The sequence below is a fragment of the Plantibacter sp. MMLR14_011 genome (assembly GCF_001865025.1).
GTDB classification, from domain to species: domain Bacteria; phylum Actinomycetota; class Actinomycetes; order Actinomycetales; family Microbacteriaceae; genus Plantibacter; species Plantibacter flavus_A.
In genome coordinates, this window is sequence record NZ_MJGW01000028.1 from 1 (window position 1) to 26876 (window position 26876).

At 70.7% G+C, this 26876-nt stretch carries 17 protein-coding genes and 1 pseudogene; 10 read left to right on the plus strand and 8 right to left on the minus strand.

Translation table 11 applies throughout. The features are described 5' to 3' along the window. From BIU99_RS19390 to BIU99_RS11250, 6 genes and pseudogenes are all read right to left on the minus strand, one after another. Positions 1-142: pseudogene (locus BIU99_RS19390) on the minus strand (bifunctional D-altronate/D-mannonate dehydratase); the annotation flags it as partial. Then, complete coding sequence (locus tag BIU99_RS11230; RefSeq protein ID WP_071261265.1) at positions 139-2091, minus strand: cellulase family glycosylhydrolase; 1953 nt, start codon at positions 2089-2091, stop codon at positions 139-141. The pseudogene BIU99_RS19390 and the gene BIU99_RS11230, both read right to left, overlap by 4 nt. 37 nt (positions 2092-2128) lie before the next feature. Continuing rightward, positions 2129-3193, minus strand: a complete 1065-nt coding sequence (locus BIU99_RS11235; RefSeq protein WP_064295943.1) for a LacI family DNA-binding transcriptional regulator — start codon at positions 3191-3193, stop codon at positions 2129-2131. Then, positions 3190-4071 carry a carbohydrate ABC transporter permease gene (locus BIU99_RS11240; protein WP_217634989.1) on the minus strand — a complete coding sequence of 294 codons (882 nt, stop codon included), beginning with the start codon at positions 4069-4071 and terminating at the stop codon, positions 3190-3192. The genes BIU99_RS11235 and BIU99_RS11240 overlap by 4 nt, the downstream gene beginning before the upstream one ends. Positions 4072-4099: 28 nt before the next feature. After that, positions 4100-4993: a carbohydrate ABC transporter permease gene (locus BIU99_RS11245; RefSeq protein WP_197479073.1), complete on the minus strand. Its 894-nt coding sequence runs from the start codon at positions 4991-4993 to the stop codon at positions 4100-4102. A gap of 8 nt (positions 4994-5001) precedes the next feature. Beyond that, positions 5002-6267 (minus strand): ABC transporter substrate-binding protein, encoded by a 1266-nt coding sequence (locus tag BIU99_RS11250; RefSeq protein ID WP_071261266.1) that lies wholly within the window; start codon positions 6265-6267, stop codon positions 5002-5004. A 170-nt stretch (positions 6268-6437) separates the two neighbouring features. Between BIU99_RS11250 and BIU99_RS11255 the strand changes: the two genes are divergently transcribed. From BIU99_RS11255 to BIU99_RS11265, 3 genes are all read left to right on the plus strand, one after another. Then, a complete protein-coding gene (locus BIU99_RS11255; protein WP_071261268.1) occupies positions 6438-8975 on the plus strand; it encodes a hypothetical protein in 2538 nt (845 codons plus the stop codon). An 85-nt stretch (positions 8976-9060) separates the two neighbouring features. Next, positions 9061-9720, plus strand: a complete 660-nt coding sequence (locus BIU99_RS11260; protein ID WP_071261269.1) for a HEAT repeat domain-containing protein — start codon at positions 9061-9063, stop codon at positions 9718-9720. Positions 9721-9761: 41 nt separating this feature from the next. After that, positions 9762-12641, plus strand: a complete 2880-nt coding sequence (locus BIU99_RS11265; protein ID WP_139205413.1) for a DUF2207 domain-containing protein — start codon at positions 9762-9764, stop codon at positions 12639-12641. A gap of 139 nt (positions 12642-12780) precedes the next feature. Here BIU99_RS11265 and BIU99_RS11270 read toward each other — a convergent pair whose 3' ends face one another. Both BIU99_RS11270 and BIU99_RS11275 read right to left on the minus strand, forming a co-directional pair. Further along, complete coding sequence (locus BIU99_RS11270) at positions 12781-15585, minus strand: alpha-L-rhamnosidase (protein ID WP_139205414.1); 2805 nt, start codon at positions 15583-15585, stop codon at positions 12781-12783. Then, on the minus strand, positions 15582-19037 hold the full coding sequence (locus BIU99_RS11275; protein WP_071261272.1) for a sugar-binding protein: 3456 nt from the start codon (positions 19035-19037) through the stop codon (positions 15582-15584). The genes BIU99_RS11270 and BIU99_RS11275 overlap by 4 nt, the downstream gene beginning before the upstream one ends. Before the next feature lie 217 nt (positions 19038-19254). Here BIU99_RS11275 and BIU99_RS11280 point away from each other — a divergent pair, with 217 nt between their 5' ends. The 7 genes from BIU99_RS11280 to BIU99_RS11310 are packed head-to-tail and all read left to right on the plus strand — an operon-like array spanning position 19255 to position 26874. Continuing rightward, positions 19255-20613, plus strand: coding sequence for an extracellular solute-binding protein (locus BIU99_RS11280; protein WP_071261274.1), 1359 nt, complete (start codon positions 19255-19257; stop codon positions 20611-20613). Between the two features lie 49 nt (positions 20614-20662). After that, a complete protein-coding gene (locus tag BIU99_RS11285; protein ID WP_064295934.1) occupies positions 20663-21607 on the plus strand; it encodes a carbohydrate ABC transporter permease in 945 nt (314 codons plus the stop codon). Next, positions 21604-22542 (plus strand): carbohydrate ABC transporter permease, encoded by a 939-nt coding sequence (locus tag BIU99_RS11290; RefSeq protein WP_064295933.1) that lies wholly within the window; start codon positions 21604-21606, stop codon positions 22540-22542. The genes BIU99_RS11285 and BIU99_RS11290 overlap by 4 nt, the downstream gene beginning before the upstream one ends. Next, positions 22539-23429, plus strand: coding sequence for an NAD(P)-dependent oxidoreductase (locus BIU99_RS11295; protein ID WP_071261276.1), 891 nt, complete (start codon positions 22539-22541; stop codon positions 23427-23429). The genes BIU99_RS11290 and BIU99_RS11295 overlap by 4 nt, the downstream gene beginning before the upstream one ends. Next, complete coding sequence (locus BIU99_RS11300; RefSeq protein WP_071261277.1) at positions 23426-24688, plus strand: enolase C-terminal domain-like protein; 1263 nt, start codon at positions 23426-23428, stop codon at positions 24686-24688. Before BIU99_RS11295 ends, BIU99_RS11300 begins: the two co-directional genes overlap by 4 nt. A gap of 54 nt (positions 24689-24742) precedes the next feature. Further along, the gene (locus BIU99_RS11305; protein WP_071261279.1) at positions 24743-26044 is read left to right on the plus strand and encodes a DUF4038 domain-containing protein; all 1302 of its coding nucleotides are present in this window, start codon (positions 24743-24745) and stop codon (positions 26042-26044) included. Further along, on the plus strand, positions 26041-26874 hold the full coding sequence (locus tag BIU99_RS11310) for a hypothetical protein (protein WP_071261281.1): 834 nt from the start codon (positions 26041-26043) through the stop codon (positions 26872-26874). The genes BIU99_RS11305 and BIU99_RS11310 overlap by 4 nt, the downstream gene beginning before the upstream one ends. The last annotated feature ends 2 nt before the right edge of the window (positions 26875-26876 follow it).

Consider the following 26876-nt stretch of genomic DNA (forward strand, 5'->3'; position numbering starts at 1 on the left):
ACAGATACGCCACCACCGCCAACTCGCGCCCGTTCAACGTCGCGTCCCCCAGGCCCGTCAGGCCGTCATCCGTCGTCAGCTTCAACGTCACGAAGTTCCGATCCGGACTCGTGACGATGACCTCAGCCTTGTCGATGATCATGCGCGCTGCTCCCGGTACTCGACGATCTCCACCCCGAACGGTGGCAGGGTCACGGTGGTGACGGAGGATCCGTCGACGCGGTCCACCAGTCCGCCGTCGGAGACCGGCTCGACCGTGCGGGTCTCGTCGCTCTGACTGATGAACCAGACGAATCGACGACCGTCGCGGTGGTTCATCTCACCGGTCATCACGAGCGCGTCGTCGACCCGGACCGACGGTGTTACGCCGGCTTCCGCGGCGAGCGCCGCGTAGAGCTCCCAGGTCGGCTCGGGGTTGACCCGCGGCACGGCCGAGGCGAAGTACTCGACCGGGTAGGTGGACAGGATCATCGACCCGCTGCCGACCCGTCGTCGGAGCAGCGCCGGCCGACCGTCCCGATCGGTCGCGATGACCTCGGCGTCGACCGGTTCGACGGGCAGGTGCGAGCGGCCGTCGACCGTGCCTCCGACGGGGAAGGCGAGGGAGGTGCCGCGGGCGATGCCGCCGAAGTCCGTCTGGAACTCGAGCGTGACGGTCTCGTCGAGGACGGGTTCGATGAGTCCGTAGCGCAGGCGTTTGCGGACACCGAACAGGTCGTCGAGCTTCGGCCACCACGATCCGCGCTGATTCGCGTGCATACCGTTGAAGTAGGAGGCGTACACGGTGGCACCGGCGGCCGCCCGGCGCTCGAGCTCCGCCCAGGTGGGTGCGAGGAGCGCCTTCGTCGACGGGACGATGATGAGGTCGAGGTCCGCCGGGAGCCCGTCCAGTTCTCGGACGACGCCGACGGGCAGGTCGGCGGTGCGGGCGGAGACGTAGGCCTGCCGTGACACCTGGAACACGGTCGGGCCGTCCTCGCGGGCGGTGAAGGCGTAGGGCGACTCGAGGAAGGAGGACACGAGCAGGCCGATGCGGGTGTCAGGTCGTTCGAGCCCCCGGAAGTCGAGCTCCGAGAGGGTGGCCGCGAAGTCGCGGACCTCGAGGAGCTGCGCCTTCGGGACCCCCTGGTCGGTGACGAGACCGAAGTGCATCTCGAACGGGTGGTGTGAGTAGGGCTCGCGATCCGAGAACGCGTCGTAGTCGACGTTGTTCCACGGGATCCAGGCGGTGGCGCCGCCGAGCAGAGTCGCGTGGAGGACCTGGCGGTAGTAGTGCGCCGCGTTCTCGTCGTCCACGTAGTCGGACGTGACGCCGAACTCCTCCATGACGACGGGCTTGCCGCCGAGGTCCAGCAGTTCGCAGATGAAGGCGGCTCCGAGGTGCTGCCGGACCGGGTCGTCCTCCATGCGGTAGACGTGCGGACCGAAGAAGTCGATCAGCGGCTCGAGCTCACGGACCCGGAAGCCGTTGTCGTTCCCGGTGATCTCGACGCCCCAGGCGCCCTCGCCGACGGACACCGGCTGGGTCCCGCCGCCGGCCCGCACCGCGTCGATCAGCAGCTGTGCCCAGGCGGTGACCGCCTCGGCGTCGATGGTGTCGATGCCGCGTGAACGCCAGTCCGCGTAGATCGGCACCTCGTTCGTCAGCAGCCACCCGTCGATCGCGGGGTGCTCGGTGAAGCGGGAGACCACCTCGCGGATGTACCAGGCCTGGCGCCCGACGAACCAGACGTCGGAGAAGACGTCGCGCCCGTCGCGCCACGCCGGATCCCAGTTCTGCGCGGACATGTGCCCGACGAGGAAGGTGGGGATCGTCCACATCCCCGCGTCGGTGTGCCGCTGCAGGAAGTCGGCGAAGTGGGCGAGCATCTCCTCGGACAGGCGATCGGGCTCCGGGTGGAAGTCCGGCCAGTACAGGAAGCTCCGCGTGTGCGTGATGCCGTGGGCGCGGAGCTGCTCGAGCTCCTGCGCGACGACCTCGCCGTCGTAGTCCCGCCACATGAGCGGACCACCGGTGCGTGACCAGTAGTTGACGCCGATCAGGGCGTCGACGCCGTCCGGGGTCGGGAGTTTCGCGGAGTGTCGTTTCATGAGGGTTCCTTCTGGATCGTCTTCCGTGACGTCGTGGTCACGGAAGGGTTCGCGGGGCGGTGGACGCCCGCGGGAGGAGTTCGGGGCGGGCGGCGTCGAGGCGCACCGGGCGACCGGTGCGGATCTGGTCGAGGAGCGCTTCGGCGACGAGCGCCCCGAATGCCCGGACGTCTCGCCGGATCGCGGTGATCGGCGGTGTCGCCAGCTGGCAGAGCATCGAGTCCTCCCAGGACAGGATGCTGAGGTCGTGCGGAACGGCGAGTGAGAACTCGGCGGCGACCGGCAGCGCCGCAGCGGCCATCACGTCGTTGTCGTAGATGACCGCGGTCGGGCGGTCCGCCCGCGCGAGGATCCTCCGCGTCGCCGACGCACCGCTCTCGGCGGTGAAGTCCGTCCGGATGATCGACGACTCCACGCCGAGTTCGTGTGCGGTGTCCTCGAACGCCCGGTCGCGTGCCGAGACGTGGCGGAGGTGCTCGGGACCCGCGACCCGGGTGATGCGCCGGTGGCCGATGGCCTGCAGGTAGCGGACGGCGTCCGCGGTGGCCCCTCCGTGGTCGACCACGACGGAGGACACCTCCGGTCGGTCCGGAGCGTCACCGAGGACGACCGCTCGCAGGCCCGTCTCGACGACGACCTCGAGGCGGGGGTCCTCGGTCCGCGGATCGACGACGATGATGCCGTCGACGCGTTCCGATGCACCCCATCCCCGGTAGATGCGCGCCTCCGCGTCGACGTCGGCGACCACTCGGAGCAGCAGGTCGAAGTCGTTGGCCGCGAGGGTCTCCTCGAGACCGGCGATGAGCTGCATGTAGTAGGTCTCGACGCCGAGGGTCTCAGCCGGTCTCGCGATGACGAGGCCGACCGTGTTGGTGCCGCCACCCCGCAGACTGCGCGCGGCCTGGTTCGCGGCCCATCCGAGTTCGGCCGCGATCGCGAGGACTCTCGCGCGGGTCGTCTCCGACACCCCGGGTCGTCCGTTCAAGGCGTAGGAGACGGCCCCGACGGACACCCCCGCCGCGGTCGCCACGTCGTGCATCGTCGGTCGAGGTGCCCGGGATCGCACCCTGGCCTTGGTCGGTTCGTCGGGTCCACCGGTCATTTGAGCGCTCCATCCACGAGGGCGTCCTGCATCCGTCGATACAGGACCGCGTAGACCAAGTAAACCGGTAGCAGCGTGATCACGATGCCGGCGGCGAGCTGGCCGTACTGCGGGCTCTGCTGGCTCGTGAGCAGCGGCAGCGCGACCTGGATCGTGCGGTTCTCGGGCGCCGGCGCGAGGATGAGCAGGGAGAAGAGGTACTCGTTCCAGACCGCGAGGAAGTTGAGGATGGTCACCGTGACGATGCCCGGCGCGGCCATCGGGATGATGAGTCGCAGGATGATCGAGAACCGGTTCGCCCCGTCCATCTGGGCGCTCTCCTCCAGTTCGTACGGGATGGCCCGGATGAACTGCGTGAGGAGGACCACCGAGATCGGGAGGGCGGTGGCCGGGAAGAAGAGCATCAGGAACTCCTTCGTGCCGTAGAGCGACAACCAGAAGGAGAGGATGACCGTCGGGACGAGCGCGGCGAACTGCGGGATGAGGAACCCTGCGGCGAACACCCGTTCCACGATGACGCCGATCCGACCGCGACTCCTGGCGATGGAATACGCAGCCGGGATCGCGAGCACGAGGGTGAGGACGAGCGAGACGGCGGTGATGAGGACGGAGTTCACGAGCGCCTGACCGAGGTCGACGCTCGTCCAGGCGCCGAGGTAGTTCTCGAAGAGCCACTGCCGCGGGATCCCGAACGGGTCGCCGAAGATCTCGGTGTTGTCCTTGACCGAGCTGATGAGCAGGTAGTAGATGGGGATGATCAGGAGCGCGGCGTACACCCAGGCGAAGATGCCGCCCACCCAGAGGCTCGACCGCCCGTGGGGCTGGCGGCGTCGACTCGGACGGGATGCCTGCACGATGGCCTGTGTCGAAGCGGTCACAGTAGAAGAGGTCACAGTCGGGGTCCGTTCAGTAGTTCGCTCGGATGGTGCGACGGATGACGAGCATCCCGACGAGCCCGACGAGGAAGAGCACGACCGAGGCGGCCTGGCTGTATCCCACCTGGCTCGACTGGAAGGCGAGGTCGTAGACGAAGTAGGACAGCGTGGTCGAGGCGGTTCCCGGCCCGCCCTGCGTCAAGAGCAACACCACGGGGGCCGAGTTGAAGAGCGTCCAGATGAACTGAAGCATCACCATCGTGCCGACGTAGTCCTTCGTGATCGGGTACGCGATGCGCCACATCATCTTCCAGTGCCCGGCACCGTCGAGGGCCGCCGCTTCGTAGACCTCCCGGGGGACGCCCGCGAGTCGCGCGTTCATCAGGATGGCCGTGTACCCGATCCCGTTCCACAGGTCGATGGCGATGATGCACGCGAGTGCCGTCTTCGGGTCGGCGAGCCACGCCGTGGTGGCGGCGTCCGCTCCGATGCCGCTGAGGAACCCGTTGAGTGCGCCGTTGGGGGCCAGGATGGCGAAGAACATCATGGCCTTCACCGACAGGGAGATGAGCCCGGGCGTGAAGAAGATGATCGACAGGAACTGGTGCCCGCGGGGACTCTGCTGCAGATAATAGGCGAGCATGAACGCCAGCGGGATCATCACCGGGATCACGACGATCAGCTGCACGGCGGTGTTGCCAGCTGCCGCCCAGAACGTCGGATCCTGCACGAGCGCCGCGTAGTTGTCGAAGCCGATGACCTCGCTCGGCGCGATGATCTTCGGCCAGCGCAGGAAGCTGATGCCGAACATCGCGATGATCGGCGCGATCATGAAGAAGAGGTACCAGACGAGGGCCGGCATCCCGAGGATGGTGAGCCCTCGGTCCGGCCGGGAAGGCCGGACCGAGGGGGTGGTGCCAGGCATCACGCGGGTCATTCGGCGAGCGCGGCGTCGAGGGCCGCGCAGATGTCCGAGGTGCTCGCCGACTCCGCGTAGGCTCCTGCGGTCGCCTTCGCCCAGGTGGTGGTGGCGGTGTCGGCGACGTAGTCGTCCGGCAGGACGGCACGCTGGCCGGTGTCGCTCAGCCCGAGCGCCTGCTGCAGGAGCGGGTCGGTCGCGGCCGCGGAGAAGTCGGTCGTCAGGGGTGAGACGAGCGAGGCCTCTGCGACGAGCCGCTCCTGTGCCTCGTCGGAGAGCAGGAAGGTGACGAGCTTGCCGACGGCGTCGAGGTTCTTCTCACCGTTCGGGCTGATCCAGAGCCCGCTCCCGAACTCCGAGTAGTAGGAGGGGCCGGTGAAATCGGAGTCGGCCGGCACCGGTACTCCGCCGATGACGACGTTCGGCTTGATCTCCTCGGGGACGTTGCCGAAGCCCCATGAGGCGTCGGAGTAGATCGCCGCCTTGCCGGTGTAGAAGTCGGTCTGGGCGAGGTCCACGGTGTACCCCTCCGCCTTGTCGACGAAGACGCCGCCGTCGCGGAGTGCGACGAAGTCGTCGATGCCCTGCTTGGCCGCGTCGGAGTCGCACCAGCCGCCCTTCGTGAAGAGCTGGGCGGCCTCGTCGGCACTGACGTGCGTCTGCGCGATCTGCGCGAAGAGTTTCTCGCCGCTCCAGTCGGAGCCGCCGATCGCCCAGGGCGTGATGCCCTTCGCGCGCAGGGCGCTCGCGAGCTGCAGGAGCTCGTCCGTCGTCGTGGGTGGCGCGTCGAAGCCCGCCTGCTGGAGCAGCTCGGTGTTGTACATGACCGGCCACGTGTAGCCGTTCAGCGGGATGCCCATGAGCCCGCCGTCGGCGTCGGACCAGGCGTCGACCGCGTCCGGCTTGAGCCTGTCGGTGATGCCCCACTCGTCGGCGTACGGCTTGGCGTCGACGACGCTCCCGTTCTGCAACCAGTCGAGATTCTGGTAGCGGTTGGTGAGGACGAGTTGTGCCTCGCGGCCACCGGCGAGCGTGGTCTCGTACACCCGGTTCGTGTCGTCGCCCTGCTCGATGACCTCGACGGAGATCCCGGTGTCCTGCTTGAACTGGTCGAAGAGGGCGAAGAACGCCCTACCGCTCGCGGTGTTCTTGGACACGTTGGACAGGACGGTCACCGTCTTGGGGTCGATCTCGGCTCCGCCGCCGCTGCACGCGGTGAGTGAGGCGCCGAGGATCGCCGCTGTGGTGAGGGCGACAGCAACGCTGCGTGTGCTCTTCATGTGCTTCCTTGCCATGGGGGTCGGGGCGTCGCGGGTCGAGACGCCTCTCGGGAACGAGACGCTATCAGCAGCATCACGTCTCGTCAATGATACGTTTAAGCTCACTGCGAGTAGGCGTGGAGCCGACTTGTACCAGATTACTTAAAGCTTAAGTTCGCAAGGAGGCATCCATGGAGACCTATCCCCTGACAGACCGGTGGCTGCTCGACGTCGGTACCCACCCGCGGCTGGGCCTGGTGGAACCGGTCGCAGCCACCGTCCCGGGGAGCGTCCACCAGGACCTCCTCGCCGGCGGGCTGATCGACGACCCGCTGCTCGGCCTGCATGAGGTCGACGCCCTCTGGGTCGGCCGGCGGTCCTGGCGCTACCGCCGGCCGGTGGCGCTGACGACCGTCGCCGAGCGGGTCGACCTCGTCTTCGACGGCCTCGACACCCTTGCCACGATCACGGTGGGCGACACGCTCGTCGGCAGGACCCGCAACATGCACCGGCGATACCGGTTCGACGTGACCGACCTCATCGGTCCCGACGACCGCGAACTCACGGTGGACTTCGCGTCAGCGCAGGAGTTCTCCGACGCCGCCGCGCGGGAGCTGGCGCCGGCTCTCCCGAACGCGACCGGCACGACCTTCCAGTACGTCCGCAAGATGGCCTGCAGTTACGGCTGGGACTGGGGACCGGTTCTCGCCACGGCGGGCATCTGGCGAGAGCCCCGGCTCGAAGCCTGGTCCACCGCCCGGATCGCGGGGTTCCGCCCGCAGACGACGCTGACGGACGGCGTCGGCGTCGTCGAACTCGCCGTCGAGCTCGAACGGACCTCGACGGGCAGCGGCCGGCCACTCGATGCCGAGATCACGGTGATGTCGGACGGACGGCGCTCGACCCGATCGGTTCGGATCGAGCTGGACGAGTTGCGCGAGACGATCCGCATCGACGATCCGGCCGTCTGGTGGCCGCACGGCTACGGCGAACCGCGTCTGTCCGAGCTGACCTTCCGGCTGTGGGATGGTGACCGTCTGCTCGACGAACGGCACCACCGGATCGGGTTCCGCTCGGTCCGCATCGACGAGACCGAGGACGATCACGGGCGCGCGTTCACCCTCGTCGTGAACGACGTACCGCTGTTTGCGCGCGGGGTGAACTGGATCCCCGACGACCTCCTCCTGGCGCGCGTCACCCCTGAGCAGCTCGACGAGCGCCTCGGGCAAGCCCGCGCGGCCAACGTCGACCTCGTCCGGGTGTGGGGTGGCGGCGTCTTCGAGGACCGGCACTTCTACGAGCGCTGCGACGAGCTGGGGCTGCTCGTCTGGCAGGACTTCCTCTTCGCCTGCGCCGCGTACCCCGAGGAGGATCCCCTCGCCGGTGAGGTCGAGGCCGAGGTCAGGGACAACCTGGACCGGCTGTCGCCGCACCCGTCGATCGTGGTCTGGAACGGCAACAACGAGAACTTCCTCGGGCACGAGAACTGGAACTGGAAGCCGCTCATCGGCGATCGGACGTGGGGCCGCGGGTACTACCTCGACCTCCTGCCCCGGCTCGTGGCCGAGCTCGACCCGTTCCGGCCGTACACGGCGGGCAGCCCGTGGTCCGGTTCCGAGGAACGGCATCCCAACGACCCGCGGTACGGCAGCGTCCACGCGTGGACGAAGGACGACTACCTCGCCTACCGGAACACCGCGCCGCGCTACGTGTCCGAGTTCGGCAACCAGGGGCCGGCCACCTGGACCACCCTGGTCGACGCGATCGGCGGCGTTCCCGCGTCACCCGAGGCCCCGGAGTTCACGCACCGTCAGCGGATGGTCAACGGGAACGCGCTCATCGGCGAATCGATCGAGCGCCACTTCGGCGGTGCGGCGGATCTGGCGAGCTGGCACTTCCTCGCGAGCCTCAACCAGTGCCGCGCGAACCAGACGGCGATCGACCACTGGCGCTCGAGGTGGCCCGACACCGCGGGAGCCGTGCTGTGGCAGTTGAACGACTGCTGGCCCGCGGTGTCCTGGTCGGTGATCGATTCGGCGGGGCGGCCGAAGCCGATGTACACAGCGCTCCAGCAGTCCTTCGCGCCTCGGACGATCAGCGTGCAGCCACGGGACGGACGCCCGGTGCTCGTCGTCGCGAACCAGACGCTCGAGCCGTGGTCGGACGAGTTCGTCGTCCGGCGGATGAGCCTGTCCGGCACCGCCCTGGACCGTCACACGCTCCCCGTCACCGTCGAGGCGAACAGCGTCGCGATCGTCGACCTGCCGGCGAGGCTCACGAGCTGGACCCATCCGAAACGGGAGTTCGCGGTGGTCGAGGCGGCGAGCTCCGGTCAGCGCGCCTGGTGGTACGGCGTGGAGGATCGGGACTTCGAGCTCATCCCGGGGGCCCTGGACGTGGCCGTGACCCGCTTCGACGACCACGACGAGTACCGACTCACCGCAACCTCGCTCGTCAAGGACGTCCTCATCCAGCCAGACCGCGCCGGGGCCGTGTCCTGCGACGCCGAAGGGTTCTTCACCATGCTGCCCGGCGAGGTGAAGGTCGTGCGGCTGTTCGCCTCGGGGAGTGCAGCGTTGCGGCTCCCTGACGCGGACGGCGACCCCTGGGTGGTGGCCAACCTGAACGATGTCCTCGCCCGCTCGCGCAGCGGTCCCGGTGCGCAGGTCGCCGGTGTGGCGGCCGTGCGGCCCGACGAGATCGCGACCTCTGGACCGGCTGCGAGCTGACGTGCGGGAGCCCACTTGAGGGACCTCGGGCGGGCTCCCGCACCTAGGCTGGAATCGAACCGACACAGCTCTGGGAGGTCGCTCGATGAGCCAGGAGTACGACGCCGCTGCAGCGAACGGTCTGGCGATCGCCCTCCGTGCACCCGTTCCCTCGGACCGACTGCAGGCCGCACTCGCTGCGGGCACCACCCCGAGGACCGCCTACATCGAGGTCCTCGTCGACCGCTGCGCCGTCGAGCCCGACTTCTTCGTGCGCGACATGCTCACCTGGGCACTCGTCCGGCACGACCCCGAGGTGACCGTCCCTCGCCTGATGGAGGAACTCGGGTCGGTCTTCCCACAGGCACGCAGCCAGGCGCTGCACACCCTCTCCAAGACCGGAGACCCACGCACCTGGTCGGCCATCACCCTGGCGCTGCTCGAGGACGAGGAGGATCAGGTCGCCCGAGCCGCGTGGCGCACCGCCGCAGGGGTCGTCCCGGAGCGGGAGGCGTCGGCGCTCGCCGAGCTGCTGACGAAACAGCTCGGCCGTGGCGACCGCGAGGTGCAGCTCAGCCTCACGCGTGCCCTCACCACGATCGGCGAGCCCTCGCTCGAGCCCGTCGAACAGACGGCCGCATCCGAGGCGTTCGAGCGAGCGGCCCGTGCGCACGCTCGCGCGACCGCCCGGATCCTCCACGACCCCGAACTGGACTTCGACGAGGCGATGCAGGAGGCCCAGCACGCCCTGCGCCAGGGTGACTGACGAGCGGGCGGCCAGGCGGCCCCGCCCCGTACACTCGACGGGTGCGGGGATCTGACAGCGTGAGCGAGTCGGCCCTCGACGAACCCGACCTCCGCATCCCGGACCCCGCACCACGGCACACGCCGTTGTGGACCGTCCTGTCCGCCTGGCTGCTGCGCGTCGAGCGGTGGTTGCAGTCACGTGGCGGCTCCCGCCTCCGCAGGGGCCTGCGGCAGCTCTGGGGGCTCGTCGCCATCGGCGGGCTCATCCTCCTGGTCGGCCCGGTCATCAACCCTCCCCTCACCCTCGACGACCTCACCGACGAGGCGTCCGACGTCACCGACACCTGGATAGCCCGCTCCTTCGACGCCGACTACCGCGTCACGATGGACGACGACGGCCGGCTCGTCACGGAGGTCGAGGAGCGCATCGATGCGTTCTTCCCGACGGACCTCGACGACCGCACCATCGAGCGGGTGCTCGCCACCGAGTACCAAGGGCACGCCCTCGACCCGTCCATGATCTCGGTGACGCTGGACGGCGTGGAGCAGGACGTTCGCAGGGAACGCGCCGCGGTCTTCCTCCGCCTCGTCGTCGACCCCGGCGAGCAGCTCACGGGCGATCACGAACTCGTCATCCGGTACCAGCTCTCCGATCTCGCGTACGTCGACACCGATCCGGCGACCGGGCGACCGGTCGACCTCCTTCGCTGGGACGTGTTCGGCCCCGATCTGCAGCAGGCCGTGGCGAAGCTCGACGTCCGGGTGACCATCCCGCAGGAACTCGACGACCGTCTCGTCCGGCAGCCCCGAGGCTCGCTCGCGTGGACCCTCGTGGGCGCCGGGCAGTGGCTGACCCCGGAGCCGGACGCCCCACCCGGCGAGGTGGCCTACGCCTTCACGAGCGACGACGCGGCCCCGCCGCATGCGCAGGCGCGCTTCACCATGCCGTTCGCGGCGGGCTCGATCACGATGCCGCCGCAGTCCTGGATCTTCTGGGTCCAGACCTTCGGACCCGTCCTGCCGATGCTCGTCCTCGCGGCGACGCTTCTGCTGTCGTTCGCGGCCCGTGCGGTCGCGTGGGGTGATGCTCGGGGACGTCCGTGGTACCTCGCGCAGTCGGAACCGCCGGACGGCATCTCGCCCCGCACCGCGGCGCACCTCCTCCGATCGCCGGCGACGATGGAGCTCGCCGAACGGCTCAAGGACGCCGCGATCAGCGGCACGAAGCAGCAGGCGAAGCGACAGGCGCGTCTCGTCGCGGCGGCGGGCGCCGCCAAGCGGTCCGGCCGGCTGGGCGACCGACCCCGGGCCCTGCGTCGGTACCTGGCCGGGCCGGAACGCGCCGGGCAGGTGCGCGACGGCCTGCGTCGTGTGCCGAGGGGCTTCGTCCGCGACTGGTTCATCGCCGCACCGATCGCGCTGACCATCCTCCAGTGGGGCATCGTCCGGCAGCTCTCCCATCAGACGGTGCTCGCGGTGGTGTGGTGGCCGCTCGCCTTCGTCGCCCTCTCCACCGTCTTCGCCGTCATCGTGCTCGCGATCGCCCTGACCGCCCGGCCGCTGACCCGCAAGGGTGCGCTCGTGAAGCAGCACCTGCTCGGTATCCGGGTGTTCGCCGAGCGGACGCAGCTGCTCGATCGCGCCTCCCTGCGCGACCGTCTCCTGCCCTACGCCGTGCTCGGCACCCCACCTCGGGCGACCGGCCGGCGCGTGGCGGCCCTGATCGCCCCGGAGATCACGATGCCGGCGGCCGCGGCCGATCACACCTCGCGCACCGACGGTTCGTCGGCGGGCTTCCTTACCGGTCCGCGGATCGCCGTCCGGGTGCTCGCCGTGCTCCTCGTCGTCGGCGCGATCGTCGCGGTGAGCGTCCTCCCGGCTCCGTCCCTGGAGCCCGAGACGCCCCGCTCCTACACGGGTGACATCCCCGGATCGACCCTCACGACGATCACCACTGCCGACCTCGACGCGGAGCTCACGCGGACCGACGGCGACGACGCACGACTGCGCGTGACCGAACGCCTCGGCGTCGACTTCTCGAATGAGGGCTCGGTGCCCGGTCAGGTGGTCCGCGAGTGGCCCGCCGTCGTCGACGGCCAGGACCTGGGTCTCAGCGTCGACCGCGTGACGATCGACGGCGATGACGCGCCCTTCACGACGGAACACGAGGACGGTCGGCTGCTGCTCCGGACGACCTTCGACGAAGTGCGCACGGGTCTGCACGACGTCCTGATCCAGACGACCGCCACGAGGCCGGCCGTCTCCGCGACCGTCGACGGACGAGACGTCGACCGGGTCAGCTGGGTCGGGTTCCTCGACGGCTGGACGAGCGGCGTCGCCTGGGACGAGGACGTCGCGCAGGGACCGTTCCGGCTCAGCTTCACCGCCGGCGACGACCTCCTCGACGACGCCGTCGACGCCGGGTGGACCCCAACCGAGGCAGGCGCTTGGCGTCCCGCGGCGTCCGAGGGCGGTTCCGGTCGCGAGACGGCGACCATCGAGCTCACACCTGATGACGACGGCGGATGGCCGCTCGACGTCCGTGGCGACGACCTCGGCGTGGTCCTCGACCTCCCCTTCGGGACGGTTGCGGGCGTCGATGCTGGAGCACCGATGTCCGCTCGGCTGGCGGTGCTGTGGCCGGCGCTCGCGGCGATCACCCTGTCGGCGATCGCGGTCATCGGTGCTGTGCTGGGCGTGGCCGGGGCGGTGCGACGCCGCGGTCGAGGTATCGAGGGCGAGCCTGGGGCGGCGCGTGACGCTGTGCGCTGGCTGGCCCCGTCCGCCATGATCGCCGCCCTGGTGGTTGGCGTCTGGATGTTGAACGGCATCCCCGCCGACGACCCGTTCGGTGGGCTCCTCCTCGCTGCGCTCGGCGCGGGTGTCCTGTCGATGCTCGTCTGCTGGTTCGTCGCCCGTCGATTCCGAAGCCCTCGCTGACCCCTCTCCCCCTGACGCCGGCGCGGTGCGCTGACGCCACCGCGCCCCACACGCGCGAGCGCGCCCCTCCGGAGACCCGCGCTCACGCGTACGACCCGCGCCCACGCCAGCGCACCGCGCTGGCCGAAGGCACGGGGACTCAGCGCGGGGGCACGGCGAGGGAGGAGAGTCCCTCGTCGATGCGCGCGACCACCTCCGGGGGCGCCGCGACCGCCGCGAGCTCGGCACGCAGCGTCCGTCCCGGCACCCAGCGGATGTAGGCGTCGAACTCCTCGGCGAGCGCCGGTTCGGCCTCCCGCAGGACCGCCGAGACGAGCGCGCCCACGCCACGGTGGTCGATGAGTCGCGCCAGGTCGTCGTCGACCCCCAGGGCGACGGGCCGTTCGGCGGGCGGGAGGAGGACGGTCCATCGATGCGTCCCCGAGCCGATGTCGAACACGGGCCGGTCGGGTAGGCGCACCTCGGCGCTGCTCCCGGTCGGGATCGTCGCGCACACCGTCACGCCGTCCGGCACACGTTCCCAGGCGACCTCCGCGTGACCGAACGGGGTCTCGTGCACGACGGATGCGTGCCGGAGGGCTTCCGGGAACCACGGTCGCACGAGGATCCGCCGGTACCCGGGTGCGGCGGGCGCGAGGCCCCCGATACGGCGGTGCAGCACGTCGGCCACGGCACCGAACGCGCAGTGGTTGAGGGACACCATCCCCGAGGGATGCACCGAACCGTCCGGCCGGATGGCGTCGGGCCGTTCCCACACCGTCGTCGCGCCCTGGGTCACCGGATACAGCCACGACGGGCAGGCGGTCTGGAACAGCAGGCGCTCGGCGGCCCGTTCCTGGCCGTGGTCGAGGAGCGCGTCGAGCACGAACGGCGTCCCGAGGAACCCGGTGGCGAGGTGGTGTCCGCCGGCACGGAGCAGGGCGGCGAGTCGTTCGGCGAGGACGGTCCGGCGCCCTACCGGGGCCAGGTCGAACGCCAGGACGAGGGCGTAGGCGGTCGGGGTGTCGGACATCAGCCGGCCGGCGGGGGTGAGATAGGCGTCGCGGAAGGCCCGGCTCGTCTGCTCGGCGAGTGCCCGCGCCCGTTCCGCGCCACGGTGGTCCCCGGCCTCCTCGAGCGCGGCTCCCGCGAGGCGCGCGGAATGGACGTGGAACGCGGTGGCGACGAGGCCGGGATCCGTACGCGCCTTGTCCGGACGGCTCACCGTCGGGTCCAGCCAGTCGCCGTACTGGAAGCCCCGCTCCCACAGCCCGGAGGGGTCGGCGCGCTCGGCGCACGCCTCGACCCAGGCGAGCATGGATGCGGCGTGGCGGCGCACCACCGCCAGATCGCCGTACCGGTCGCGGAGTACGTCCGGCACCATGGTCACCGCGTCACCCCAGCCCGCTGCGGCGACCTCGCTGAACGAGCCGAGCGGGTTCGGCACGACGGTCGGGACGACCCCGCCGGCCGCACGCTGTTCCAGGGCGAGATCGTCGAGCCAGGACGCGAAGCAGGCGTCGACGTCGAACAGCGACGCCGCGGCTGCCGAGAAGACCTGCGCGTCGCCCGTCCAGCCGAGCCGCTCGTCCCGCTGCGGGCAATCGGTCGGGATCGCGAGCGTGTTGCCGCGGACGCTCCACACGACGTTCTCGTGGAGGCGGTCGAGCGTCGGGTCGGAGGACGAGAACCACCCGGTGCGGCGCAGCGCGGACTGCAGGACGACGGCGCGGACGTCGTCGGCTCCGACCGACTCAGGCACGCCACGCACCTCCGCATAGCGGAAGCCGTGGAAGGTGAACTCCGGCTCGACCCAGCGCGGGCCTCGGCCGTCGGCGACGAACCGGTCGGTCGCCGACGCGGCACGCAACGACCGGGTGTACAGCTCACCGTCCTGGAGCAGTTCGGCGTGCCGGAGGATCACCTCGGTCCCCGCCGGTGCGTCCAGGCGGAGCCGGAGCCGACCGACCAGGTTCTGACCGAAGTCGATGATCGTCCCCGTGCCGTCGGGGTTCGGCCACACGGCCACGGGAGCTCGTTCGTCGACGACGCGCACCGGCTCGACGTCGGCGGCCTGCACCTGGACGTCGGCGGGGAACGGGTGCACCGCCGCGGCGAGCCACGGCTCGGACCCGTCACCCCGACCGTCGACCTCCAGACGGAGATCCCAGGTCTCCCCGGCGTAGAGCCCGCTCTGGACGAGGGCGGGCGCAGGGTCGACGAGCCACGCGCCGTCACCTCCCACCCGGACCATCCGGCCGTCCGCGCATCGCAGCTCGAGTCGGAGGGAGACCGCCGGCTGCTCCCCGTAGTGTCGGCGAGCGGTCTCGCCGAAGCCGTAGCGCTCGGTGAACCAGCCGCCGGCGACCCGGACGGTCACGACGTCCTCCGCCCCCGGGGTGAGCAGCGCGCCGACCTCGGTTCCCGTGACCGTGAGCCGATCCCGGTAGCTCGTCCAACCGGGCTTGAGGACATGGTCGTCGACGTCGACGCCGTTGATGGAGACCTGGTGGACGCCGTGCGAGGTGCTCCACAGCGTCGCCGACACGAGGTCGGCGGGGACGGTCACGACCCGCCGCAGGACGAACGGCCCGGCCTCCCGCGTCGGGGCGGGGTGGGCGAGGAACGGCTCGGACCAGGGCGCGTCGAGGAAACGGGTGACGAAGCGGAGCGGCGGACTCCACTCCGACGCGGTGCCGTCGACGCCGTCGACACGGACATCGAGCCGATGCTCCGAACCGGGCGCCAGCGGTGCGAACGGCCAGCGCTCGAGCACCCCGTGGGGGCCGAGCTCGCGCTCCTCGACACCGTCGAGTCGTACGACGGCGCGGGCGCCGACCCAACCGGGCTCGGCCTCCACCGTCCACGAGACAGACGGATCGGGGACCGCGGCGACGGCGACGTCCCGCCGTCGACCGACCCGCAGGCCGGTGACGACGGGACGGCGAGGCGTGCCGTCGGTCACGGTCGGTGGCCACTCGCGCGTCGGCCACGCGCGACGACGAGCGCCCCGGCGGCGAGCGCCCCGAGTCCGAGCATCGCGAGTATCGCCGTGCCGTCGACTCCGGTGCCGGCGAGACCGCGCGTCCCGGACTGGGCCGTCGACGCGGCTCCTCCGTCCAAGCCACCCGAGGTGCCGGTACCCGTGCCCGTCCCGGGCTCGGTGCCCGGATCCGTGCCACCACCGGTACCGGCCGCCGGCAGGAGCCGCACGGGCAGGAACTGCGCGGAGTCCTTCTCGGCCGCGATGCCACCGCCCCAAGCGAGGTACCCGTCGCGCCCCTCTCCGTCGGCCTCGTTCACGATGAAGGCACTGCTCAGCAGTGCCGCGTCCGGACGGACACCGGTGAGCCGCACCCAGGGCACCGCCACCTCGTACACGGTCGTCGCGGCGGCGTCGTCCCGTTCGACGGCGACCCGCGCTCCCGCGACCGTTCCGGGACCCTCGCCCACCGCGAGCCACCGGTACAGCTGGGGCCCGGCCGGGGTCAGCGCCATCCCGAGTTCATGCCATCCGGTGGCCGATCCCGGGGCACCCGCTGCGACGGTGAACTGCACCGAGTCGCCCTGCCAGATGTTCGCGCCGGCCGCCGGCTGGTCGTGGACGTCGTCGGTCACCTCGACCGACAGGAAGAGGTCGTCCTCGTCCCAGGTGTACCAGGCCCGCGCGGACTGGTCGTCAGCGGCACGTCCGGTGGCCGCCGGGACGATCGGCGTGAGGTCGTCGAGGTCGTCGAGCACGCCGTCCACCTCGATCGTCCGATGCGCGGCGTCGACCGCGGTTCCGAGGTCGAGGGGCACGACGACACCCGACGCTGTCAGTTCGCGCCCGCCCACGAGCGCCACGGCGCTCCAGTCCGTGCGACCGGCGAGACCGGCGAGCGGGAGATCGGCGGTCGCCGACTCGTGTGCCGCGACCGTCACCCCGTCGAGGAACGTCTGCGTGGAACCGCCGAGGTCGACGGTCAGTCGGTCGATCGTGACCGGCTCGCCCGAGGCGTTGTCCACGGTCAGGCGGAGTGCGCTGCCGTCGGCCAGGGCGACCTGATCGCCGACGAGCGTGACGGGTTCCCCGACGGTGGTGCGTGCTGTGAGGCGCCCGAGCTCGACGTCGTCCTCGAGGAGGGTGGCCTCGACGAGCAGCTCTCCGAGCGCGCTCGCCGGTGGCAGCTCGACGACGACGCTTCCGGTGGTCCCGGCGGCGACCGTCTGCGACGCCTCCTGGCCGTCGTCGAAGCGGAGCACGACGGTACGGTCGGTGGTACCCGCCCGGTTGTCCATGGTCCACCTCGCGGTGACCGTCTGCCCCAGGTAGGCGGGGTCGAGCGTCAGCGCGGTCTCCGAAGCGGTCACACCGGCCACCTCGCCCTGGACGTACACCGGGCCCTCCCCCAGTTCGAGCAGGATGCTCGTGCCGTCGCCGGCCGCGACGGTGCGCGACGCGCCGTACAGGTCCGTGATCACGACCTCCCCGCGCAACTCGAGGGTGACCGCCCGGTCCGAGGTCGACCAGAGCGCATGCAGTGGCCCGTCGGGCGTGTCGAAGGAGACGTTCCAGAGATCGGCGACGGAGGTGTCCCGTCCCGTGGCCGTCGCGTCCAGTAGCAGCCCGGCCGCCGTGGAGTAGGAGACGAACGCCGGCTTCGGGGTGAACGCGCCCAGCGGGTCCTGCGGGTGGTGCAGCAGGCCGAAGTTCTCCTCGGTCTCCTGCGCGTCCACACCGTCGTTGACGAGGTCGTAGATGAAGGTCCGCTGCACGTCGTGCATAGCCGTGATGACCGCCGACTTGGCGATGTCGGCCGCCTGCGACGACTCGGAGACGGCTCGGGCGTTCGTGCCGGTCGGCCAGCCGAGCTCGGTCACCCACAGGGGGATGGACTCGCCGCCGTTGTACTGCCGGACCAGCGCGTCGACACGGCTGAGGGTCTCGTCGAGCGCCTCGGCCCCGACCGGGTAGCTGTAGGGGTGCAGGACGATGCCGTCCAGGTATTGCAGCGCTCCGAGACGGAACGTCTGTTCGAGCCAGTCGGTGTTGAGGTTCGCGACCGCGGGACCGATGACCGGCAGCTCGGGGGCGACCGCCTTCACGGCGGGGGACGCCGCGGCGAGGAGGTCGACGTAGTGCTCCGGGGCGACGTTGGTGTTGCCACCGAGCCCGAGGTCCCACTCGTTCCAGATCTCGAGGCCCGTCGACATGTCGCCGAACTCGTCGGCCATCGCCGCCGCGTACGCGGCGTACGCGGACACGGCTTCGTCACTCACCGGTCCGTTGCCACCGTCGTAGAGCGGGTTGCCGTAGCCGGCGAGGAGGAGCGGTTTGACGCCGGAATCGCGTGCAGCATCGAGGAACTCGGCTCGCGGGCGCGACCAGTCGTAGACACCTGGGGTCGTCTCGACCTCGCTCCAGTACACCTCGTCGCGGAACTGCGCGACACCGCCGACCGCGAGGGCGCCCATCGAGGCCGGGTCCCAGCCCTGGCCGTAGTGGGTGGCTGCACCGTACCGCCCGGTCGCCGTGGCGGCGACGTCGGTCTCGGCGAGGACCGCGAACGTCGTGGTGCCGGAACCCACCGACTCGCCGGCGGCGAGGCCTTCGACGGACAGCGAGAACCATCCGCGACCGGGTGCGGTGAGTTCCAGCGCACCGTCGGCGTCCTCCTCGCCTTCGTCGACCACGCGTCCGTCCCCGTCCGTGACGGTCCAGCGCACCGTGTCGGCACCGGTCGTGTAGGGGAAGGCGAGCGGATCGCCCTCGGTGAACAGGTTGCCGAGCGTCCCCGGCGTCAGGGCGAACCCGGAGGGGGCGTCCGCGGCCCGGACGGTGAGGTCGTCGACGAGCAGGCGGGCGGTCGGCTGGGCTGTGTCCGCCCGAGCCCACCCGTTGACGACGAAGCCGACCTGCCGCGCCGGGCCGTGCCAGATCCCGTCACCAGCGCCGCCCCAGGCGCTGTGACTCGGCTCGGTCACGGGCGATTGCAGGGTGAGCTCCTGCCACCCGTCGGACGCGGGGACCGGGAGGAAGCTCTGGTGCGTCTGCCCGGTCGCGTCCACGAGCTGGACACCGACGGTGGTCACGTTCTCCGCGCGGACCCAGAACGACACCGCGTCCAGCGGAGCGTCGTCCAGCGAACGGACGGCCATCTCCCAGCCGTCCACCGTGCGCGCTCCGGTGTCCAGGAGGACCTCGACGGCGCCCGCACCCGTGTGGCCGTCGGCGGCGATGCGCGGAGCACTCGGCGCGACCGACGTCCCGTCGAACGCGACACCCGACCAGCCCACGAGATCCTCGACGGGGATCGTCGTCTCCTGCGCCACCGCCGCGGTCGGTTGCGCCAGGGCGCCGACCGCGAGGAGGACCCCCAGCGTTGCTGCCGCGAGCCGCCGCGGCTGCGACGGGCGTCGTGTTCGTTCGGTCATCACTGTCTCCTCGTTGAGCGTGCCCCGTCCGACGGGGAAAGCGGTTTTTCTGACGAAGCCTGCCGAACCATCGGGCCCACTGTCAAGCACCTCTTCGCAGCAGCGATTGAGCAAGATCGTGGTGGAAGTCCGCTTTGACGAACCACCGTCGAACCTGCTAGACATCCGTAGAGCAATCGCTTTTCCTCTCACCCGAGCATCGAACGAAGGAGTTCACATGACTGGACGCATCCGCGCAGCAGCGGCTGTGCTGGTGATCGGCGGCATCGCCGTCGCAGCGGCGGGCTGTTCGCCGCAATCGTCGGAATCGGCCGACGGCAAGACCACCATCGAGGTCGGCGACCGCCCGTCGGCGGACCGCCCCGAGGATCGCAAGTACTTCGACGAACGCGTCTCGGCGTTCGAGGAGGCCAACCCCGACATCGACGTGAAGGCGGTCGAGACCGCTTACGACCCGACGACCTTCCAGGCCCTCGCGGCCGGCGGCAGCCTCCCGGACGTCCTGAGTGTCCCCCTCACCGAACCCCAGGGGCTCATCAAGCGCGGCCAGGCTGCCGACCTCACCGACACCCTGAAGTCCGAGGGCCTGCTCGACTCGCTGAACCCGGCGATCCTGAAACTCGCCTCCGATGCCGACGGCAAGGCCTACGGCGTCCCCACGAACGCCTACTCCTTCGGCCTCGTGTACAACCGCGCCCTGTTCACCGCGGCCGGACTCGACCCCGACGCACCGCCGACCACCTGGGACGAGGTCCGCACGGCCGCGCAGCAGATCACCGCGAAGACCGGCGCCGCCGGGTTCTCGGTCCTCACCACCGCCAACACGGGCGGGTGGCAGTTCACCGGGATGACGTACTCCTTCGGCGGGACCATCGAGAACGCAGACGGCACGAAGGCCACCTTCGACGACACGCCCTCGGCCGATGCGCTCGCCCTCCTGCAGACCATGCAGTTCGAGGACGGCACCCTGCCCGCGAACACTCTGTACGACGCCGACTCGCAGGGCCAGGACTTCGCCGCGGGCAAGATCGGCATGATGATCGGTGCCAGCGACCGCTACTACGGCGTCGTGCAGAACCTCAAGCTCCCGGCCGAGGACTTCGGCCTCGGTGGGATGCCGCAGGACGGCGGGTCGAACGGCACCCTCTCCGGCGGCAGTGTCCAGATCGTCAACCCGAACGCGACCGACGCCGAGCGTACCGCCGCGGTGAAGTGGATCAGCTTCCTCTACCTGCAGCGCTACTTCGACCAGGACACCGCCGTCGCCGACGCCAAAGCCTCGAACGAGGCAGGGTCCGTCACCGGCCTCCCCGGCCTCGCGGTGGTGAACGAGGACGCGTACGACACCTACTTCGACTGGATCGCCGACTACATCAACGTGCCGTCGGCGAACTTCACGCCCTACCTCGACGCCTCGGCGGAAATCCCGGTCGTCGCTGAGCCCGTCAACAACGCGCAAGAGGTCTACGGCGCGCTCGACACCGTCATCCAGACCGTGCTGACGGACCGGAACGCAGACATCGACAGCCTGCTCTCGCAGGCGAGCACCGACGTCCAGGGCCGACTGACGCGCTGACCACCCTCCGGGGTGGGCCACGCGCCCACCCCGGTCCCAGGAGGACCCCATGTTCCAGACCATCAAGCGACCGCAGCCGGGTCCGTCATCGGCCGCGCGCACGCCCGCGGCGACACGACGATGGCGACGCGCCCGTCCAGGTCTCGTCGCCCTCGGCATCGCGCTGCCGGCGATCCTCGTCTACCTGTACTTCTCGTGGGGTCCGATCCTCTCCTCGCTCGTGATGAGCGTCCAGGACATCACGCCCGGGCAGACGTCCACCTGGGTCGGGATGGAGAACTTCAGCTACGTGCTGAGCGATCCGAACCTGCCGCAGGCGACCCTCAACACACTCCTCTACACCGGTCTCGCGATCCTCTTCGGCTTCCCGGTCCCGCTGGCCCTGGCCGTGTTCATCTCCGAGTTGCGCGGCCACCGTTGGTACTTCAGCGCCCTGGCCTACCTCCCCGTCATGGTGCCGCCGGTCGTCGCCATCCTGCTCTGGAAGTTCTTCTACGAACCGAGCGAGGACGGCGTCTTCAACGCGGTCCTCGGCGTCGTCGGCATCGGGCCGGTACCGTGGCTCACCGCTCCGACCCTCGCGATGCCGTCGATCGTCCTGGAGACCACCTGGGCCGGCGCCGGGACCGCCGTCATCATCTACATCGCCGCCCTCTCGAGCATCCCGGCCGAACTGTACGAGGCGGCCGAACTCGACGGCGCGGGCATCTGGCGTCGCGTCTGGCACGTCGCCCTGCCGCAGATGCGCGGCATCATCGGCACGATGCTGCTCCTCCAGGTGATCGGCACGATGCAGATCTTCACCGAGCCCTTCCTCTTCACCGGCGGCGGACCACTCGGTGCCACCAGGACCCTGCTGATGACCATCTACGACTACGCCTTCGTGCGCGTGGACTACGGCGCAGCGACCGCCCTGAGCGTCCTGCTCGCAGCAGTCCTCGCGGTCTTCGCCCTCGTCTACGCCCGTCTCACCCGCCGTTGGAGTGCCTCATGAGTGCGCCCGCACTAGCCCGCAGCGCCAAGCGCGCCGACCGACCCGAGCGCGACGCCGTCGGACGGTCGAACATCTCCGACACCGACCGCCGTCGACCCGTCGTCCGCGTCTCACTGCTCCTGGGACAGGTCGTCGTCCTCCTCGGCCTCGTCGTCGCGGGACTCGGTCCACTCGTGTGGCTCGCCCTCGCCGCCGTGTCGCCGACCCAGGACCTCATCCGAGAGCCGTTCGCGTTCTTCAGCAGCGGCGTCGTGCAGTGGGAGAACATCGGCATCGCCTGGGAACGCGGGCGGATCGGCCACTACCTCTGGAACACCGCGGTGCTCGCCCTCGGAGCGACCGTCGCGACCCTCGTGGTCTCCACCAGCGCCGCCTTCGTCATCACGGTGCTCCGGCCCCGATGGGGCCGCTTGTTCTCGGCAGCCATCCTCGCCACGCTGTTCGTCCCGGGCATCGTCGCGCTCGTTCCGCTGTACCTCACGGTCCGCGAGCTGCCGGTCGTCGGCATCTCCCTGCTGAACACGCCGTGGGCGGTCTGGCTGCCGGCTGCGGCCACGGCGTTCAACGTCCTGATCATCGCCCGCTTCCTCGAATCGATCCCCGCGGACCTCTACGACGCGGCTCGGATCGACGGAGCCGGCGCGCTGCGGATCCTGTGGAGCATCGTGCTGCCGCTGTCCCGTCCGATCCTGGGCGTCGTCGGACTGCTCGCCGTGGTCGCCTCGTGGAAGGACTACCTGTGGCCGCTCCTCGTGCTGCCGGACCCCGACCTCCAACCGGTGTCGGTGGCACTGCCGCGACTCGCGGCCCAGACGGAACTCAGCGTCCAGATGGCGGCACTGTTCCTGTCGCTCATCATCCCGGTGGCGCTGTTCCTGGTCTTCCAGCGACAGTTCCTCCGCGGTGCGAGCATGGCCGGCGGGGTGAAGGGATGACTCGCGTCCTGGTCACCGGCGCCGACGGCGAGATCGGCCGCGCCGTCAGCCACGCGCTGGTCCGCGCAGGCTACGAGGTCTCCGCGCTGTCGCTCGCCTTCGGCGCGGAACACCCCGCCGACCGGCTGTTCGTCGGCGACACGACCTCGGTGGCCGACGTCGCCGCCGCACTGGACGGCGTCGACGCGGTCGCCCACTTCGCCGCCATCCCGCACCCCTCGCTCGGGACGCCGTACGAGGTGTTCCGGGTGAACACCGACTCCACGTTCAACGTGCTCGAACAGGCCGGTCGACGCGGCGTGCGGCGAGCGGTCATCGCCAGCAGCATCAACGCGCTCGGGTACCCCAACAACCCGCACGGGACGTGGCCGCCGTCCTTCCCGCTGGACGAGCACACCCCCGCGGACATCGCCGACGCGTACTCGCTCTCCAAGTCGGTCGACGAGCAGACCGCCGCCTACGCCCACCGCCGCCACGGCATCGACGTGGTCGCCCTGCGCTTCCCGCTCGTGAAATGGCCGTCCGTCCTGCGCGACGTCGCCGAGGAGGTCGCGCGCGACCCCGCGGCCATGGCGCGCGAGGGCTGGGCCTACCTCACGATGGGTGACGCCACCCGCGCGGTGCTGCGCGGCCTCGAGGTGTCGACCGAGGGCGTGCTGGTCGCCGGCCTGAGCGCCGCGGACACGCTGCTCGGCGGCATGACGCATCTGCTGGCCGATCGCTACACGCCCGGTGTCCCGATCATCCGGCCGGTGTCCGACACCGCAGCCCTGATCGACACGACGACCGCGGAGCGGGCCCTCGGCTTCCACCCGACCGAATCCCTGCACGACGGGACCGCCGTCGCGCAGCCCGACCCCGAGACCCCGGTGAGGAACCTCCGATGACCGATGCCGCCCCGACCACCTTCGCCCAGCCGTGGATCCCGCGGGACGACGTGCGCATCACCGACGTCCGCGCGGTGGTCACCGCTCCCGAGGGCATCCCGCTCGTCGTGGTGAAGGTGCTCACGAGCGACGACGGGCTGTACGGTCTCGGCTGTGCGACCTTCACCCAGCGCTGGCGCGCCGTCGTCGCCTACCTCGACCACCTCCGGCCGCTCCTCGTCGGGCGGTACCCCGGAGACATCGAGGACCTCGGGCGGTTGATCCGCTTCTCCGCGTACTGGCGCGAAGGGCCCGTCGGCAACAACGCACTCTCGGGGATCGACATGGCCCTGTGGGACATCGCCGGCAAGCGGGCCGGGACGCCCGTGTACGAGCTCCTCGGTGGCAGGGTCCGGGCTGCGGCCGATGTGTACCTGCATGCCGAGGGTGCCGACCCCGAGGCCACGGCGGCCCACGCCGAGCAGCTGCGGGACGAGGGCCTCCGGCACATCCGGGTGCAGACGGGCCAGGCCGGGATCGGCCACTACGGAGCACCGCCGGCCGCCGACCCCTACACCTGGGCGAAGCAACCGCAGGGGTGGCGCGTGGAGGAGTACCTCCGGCGGACCCCGCGTCTCTTCCAGCGCATGCGGGAGCTCCTGGGCGACGAGGTCGAACTCCTGCACGACGTGCACTCCCGGCTGACGCCGCGCCAGGCGATCGCCCTCACCCGTGCGCTGGAACCGTACCGCCCGTTCTTCCTGGAGGACGTCCTGGCGCCGGAGCACTGGGACCGACTGCCTGAGGTGGCCGCCGCATCGCCCGTGCCGCTCGCGGTCGGCGAGCTGGCGACGTCGTTCACCGACGCGGCTCGCCTCGTACGCACCCACGCCGTCGACTTCATCCGCTGTCACCTCTCTGACATCGGCGGCCTCAGCGCCGGTCGGCGACTGGCCACGCTCGCGGACGTCGAGGGCATCCGGACCGCCTGGCACTCCCCCGGTGATGCGTCGCCGTTCGCCGTGGCGGCCGCAGTAGCCCTCGACGTCTCGAGCCCCGCCTTCGGCGTCCAGGAGGGCCACCGGTATTCCGAGGCCTGTCACGAGGTGTTCCCGGGCATGCTCGACATTGTCGACGGCTGGCTCACCCCGAGCGACGCACCTGGCTGGGGCGTGGACCTGGACGAGCGCGAAGCCGCCAGGTATCCCGCGGGCGTCTCCGGCCACGACGCCTGGGCGGCCGGTGTGCGCGCCCCGGACGGCGGGCTCATCGCCCCCTGACCGCCCACGCCCCGTCCTCCTCCGCCTGCCCGTCACCCTCCGAAAGCGCACCCCATGCCCCGTTGGTCCGTCTCCCCCTCCCGTCGCGCCCTGCTGCGCGACGGCCTGCCGTCGTTCCTCCTCGCAGACACCGTCTGGGCCGCGTTCAGCGGTCCGACGGACGAGGAGTGGTCCGACTACCTCGTCCTGCGGCGTCGGCAGGGCTTCACCGCCCTGCTCATCAGCGTGTTGCCGATCGAGCACGACCGGTCCGAGGGTGGCCGTTCGCCCTACGCCGTCGTCGACGGGCGTCTGGACCTGTCCGCGGGCGATCCCGGCTACTGGCCGCGCGCGGTCCGGTTCCTCGAGCAGGCGGTCGAGCACGGCTTCACGCCGATGCTGGTCCTGTTGTGGAACAACTTCGTCCCGGCGACCTGGGGAGCGGGCCTCACGCCCCAGCTGGTGCTCGACGAACAGCAGACACTCGACCACGTGCGCGATTCGGTCGAGCGGTTCGCACGGTTCGAACCGATCTGGATCGTGTCGGGCGACGACGACCTCGATGCCGATGAGGCCATCGCCCGCTACAGCCTCGCCGCGTCCGAGGTGCGCCGACTGGCGCCGGAGGCGCTCGTCACCTGGCACAGCACCCCGACTGCGCGCATGCCGGAAGACCTCGCGAACGGTCCGCTGCTCGACCTGCACGGCCTGCAGTCCGGGCACAACGAGGACTGGGACACGCTGCCGCAGACCCTCACCCGATACGTGGACGGGCTCGCGGTCACGCGGCCGATCATCGATCTGGAACCCTGCTACGAAGGGCTCGGTCGATTCGCCGGCCGCGCGAGGCACTCGCGCGCGGACGTCCGGCGGGCGAGCTGGACGGGCGTCGTGGCAGGTGCTGCGGCCGGACTCGGCTACGGCGCGCACGGCGTGTGGTCATGGCATCGTCGCGGGAGCGCGTTCACAGCCGAGGCGGTCCACGGCGTCCCGTTCCCCGCCGCCGTCGCACTCGGCTTCCCGGGAGCGGACGACGTCGGCTTCCTCCGACGGGTCGTCGAGGCCGAGGGGCTGTCAGAACTCCGCGAGGACCGCGCGCTCCTCGAGTCCGAACCCTCGGGCGCCGTGGCTGGTCGGGTGGACGAGCACCTCGTCGCCGTGTACGCGCCGTCGGCGTTCGCGCTGACGTGTCGACTCGATCCCGCTTCGGTGGCGTCGGTCACCGTCTACGACCTCGACGAGCGCCGGCAGGACGCCGCGGAATGGACCGCGGTCGCTGGCGAGGACGGCACCGGGCGGATCCGCCTCGAGCAGCCCGAGTTCCCGGGCGACGCGTTGTTCGTGATCCGCGTCGAGCACGGGACGGCCGCGGCGTGACGTCCCCCACCGAGCCCGCGTCCGTGACGATCCGAGCCCACGGCCTCCGGGTCCGTGTCGTCGCCCTCGGCGCGCGGATCGACTCGATCCTGCTCGAGGAGCCCGGTCTGGAGCTGCTGTACCGGACGCCATGGGCAGACGCCGGAGGATCCGAGTGGGGCATGTCCTCCTCGAGCGCCCTCTGGCACCGTGATTACGCCGGTGGCTGGCACGTGCTGCTGCCGTCGGCGGGCGATCCCGATCCGCGGGCTCCCGTCGAGCAGCCGTTCCACGGCGAGGCCGCCTGGCGGACCTGGTCGCTGCGGCAGGACGGTGACACGGTGCTCGCCGAAGTGCTGCTGCGCACCGTGCCCGTCCGGGTCGTCAGGACGGTGTCCGTGACCGAGGGCCGGGTCACGGTCGACACCGTGCTACGCAACGTCGGGATGGACGCGACCCGCCTGATGTGGGTCGAACACCCCGCCTTCGCGGGCGAGCTGTTCGACGACGCGGAGCTCCTCGTCGACGGCGGCGCGGTCGGTCTCGCGTCGGCACCGGGCTCCGCGTTCGCGGACCTGCCGGTCACGACCGGGACGGTCGAACTCCGGTCACGCTCCAGCGGCGTCGGGCTGCGACTCGGTTTCGACGTCGCCGTCCATCCCCGGGTGTTCGTCTGGCAGGAGCGTCGCGGCGAGCGCGGGTTCCCCTGGTGGGGTGCCGGTGACGCCGTCGGTTTGGAGCCGGCATCCGACCCGTACGGCGATCCGGCCGACGGCGTCGGTTCGGTGCGCCTCGCGGTCGGCGAGGAGCGCTCGACCCGGTTCGAGCTCGACGTCGACCGCCTCGGATGAGC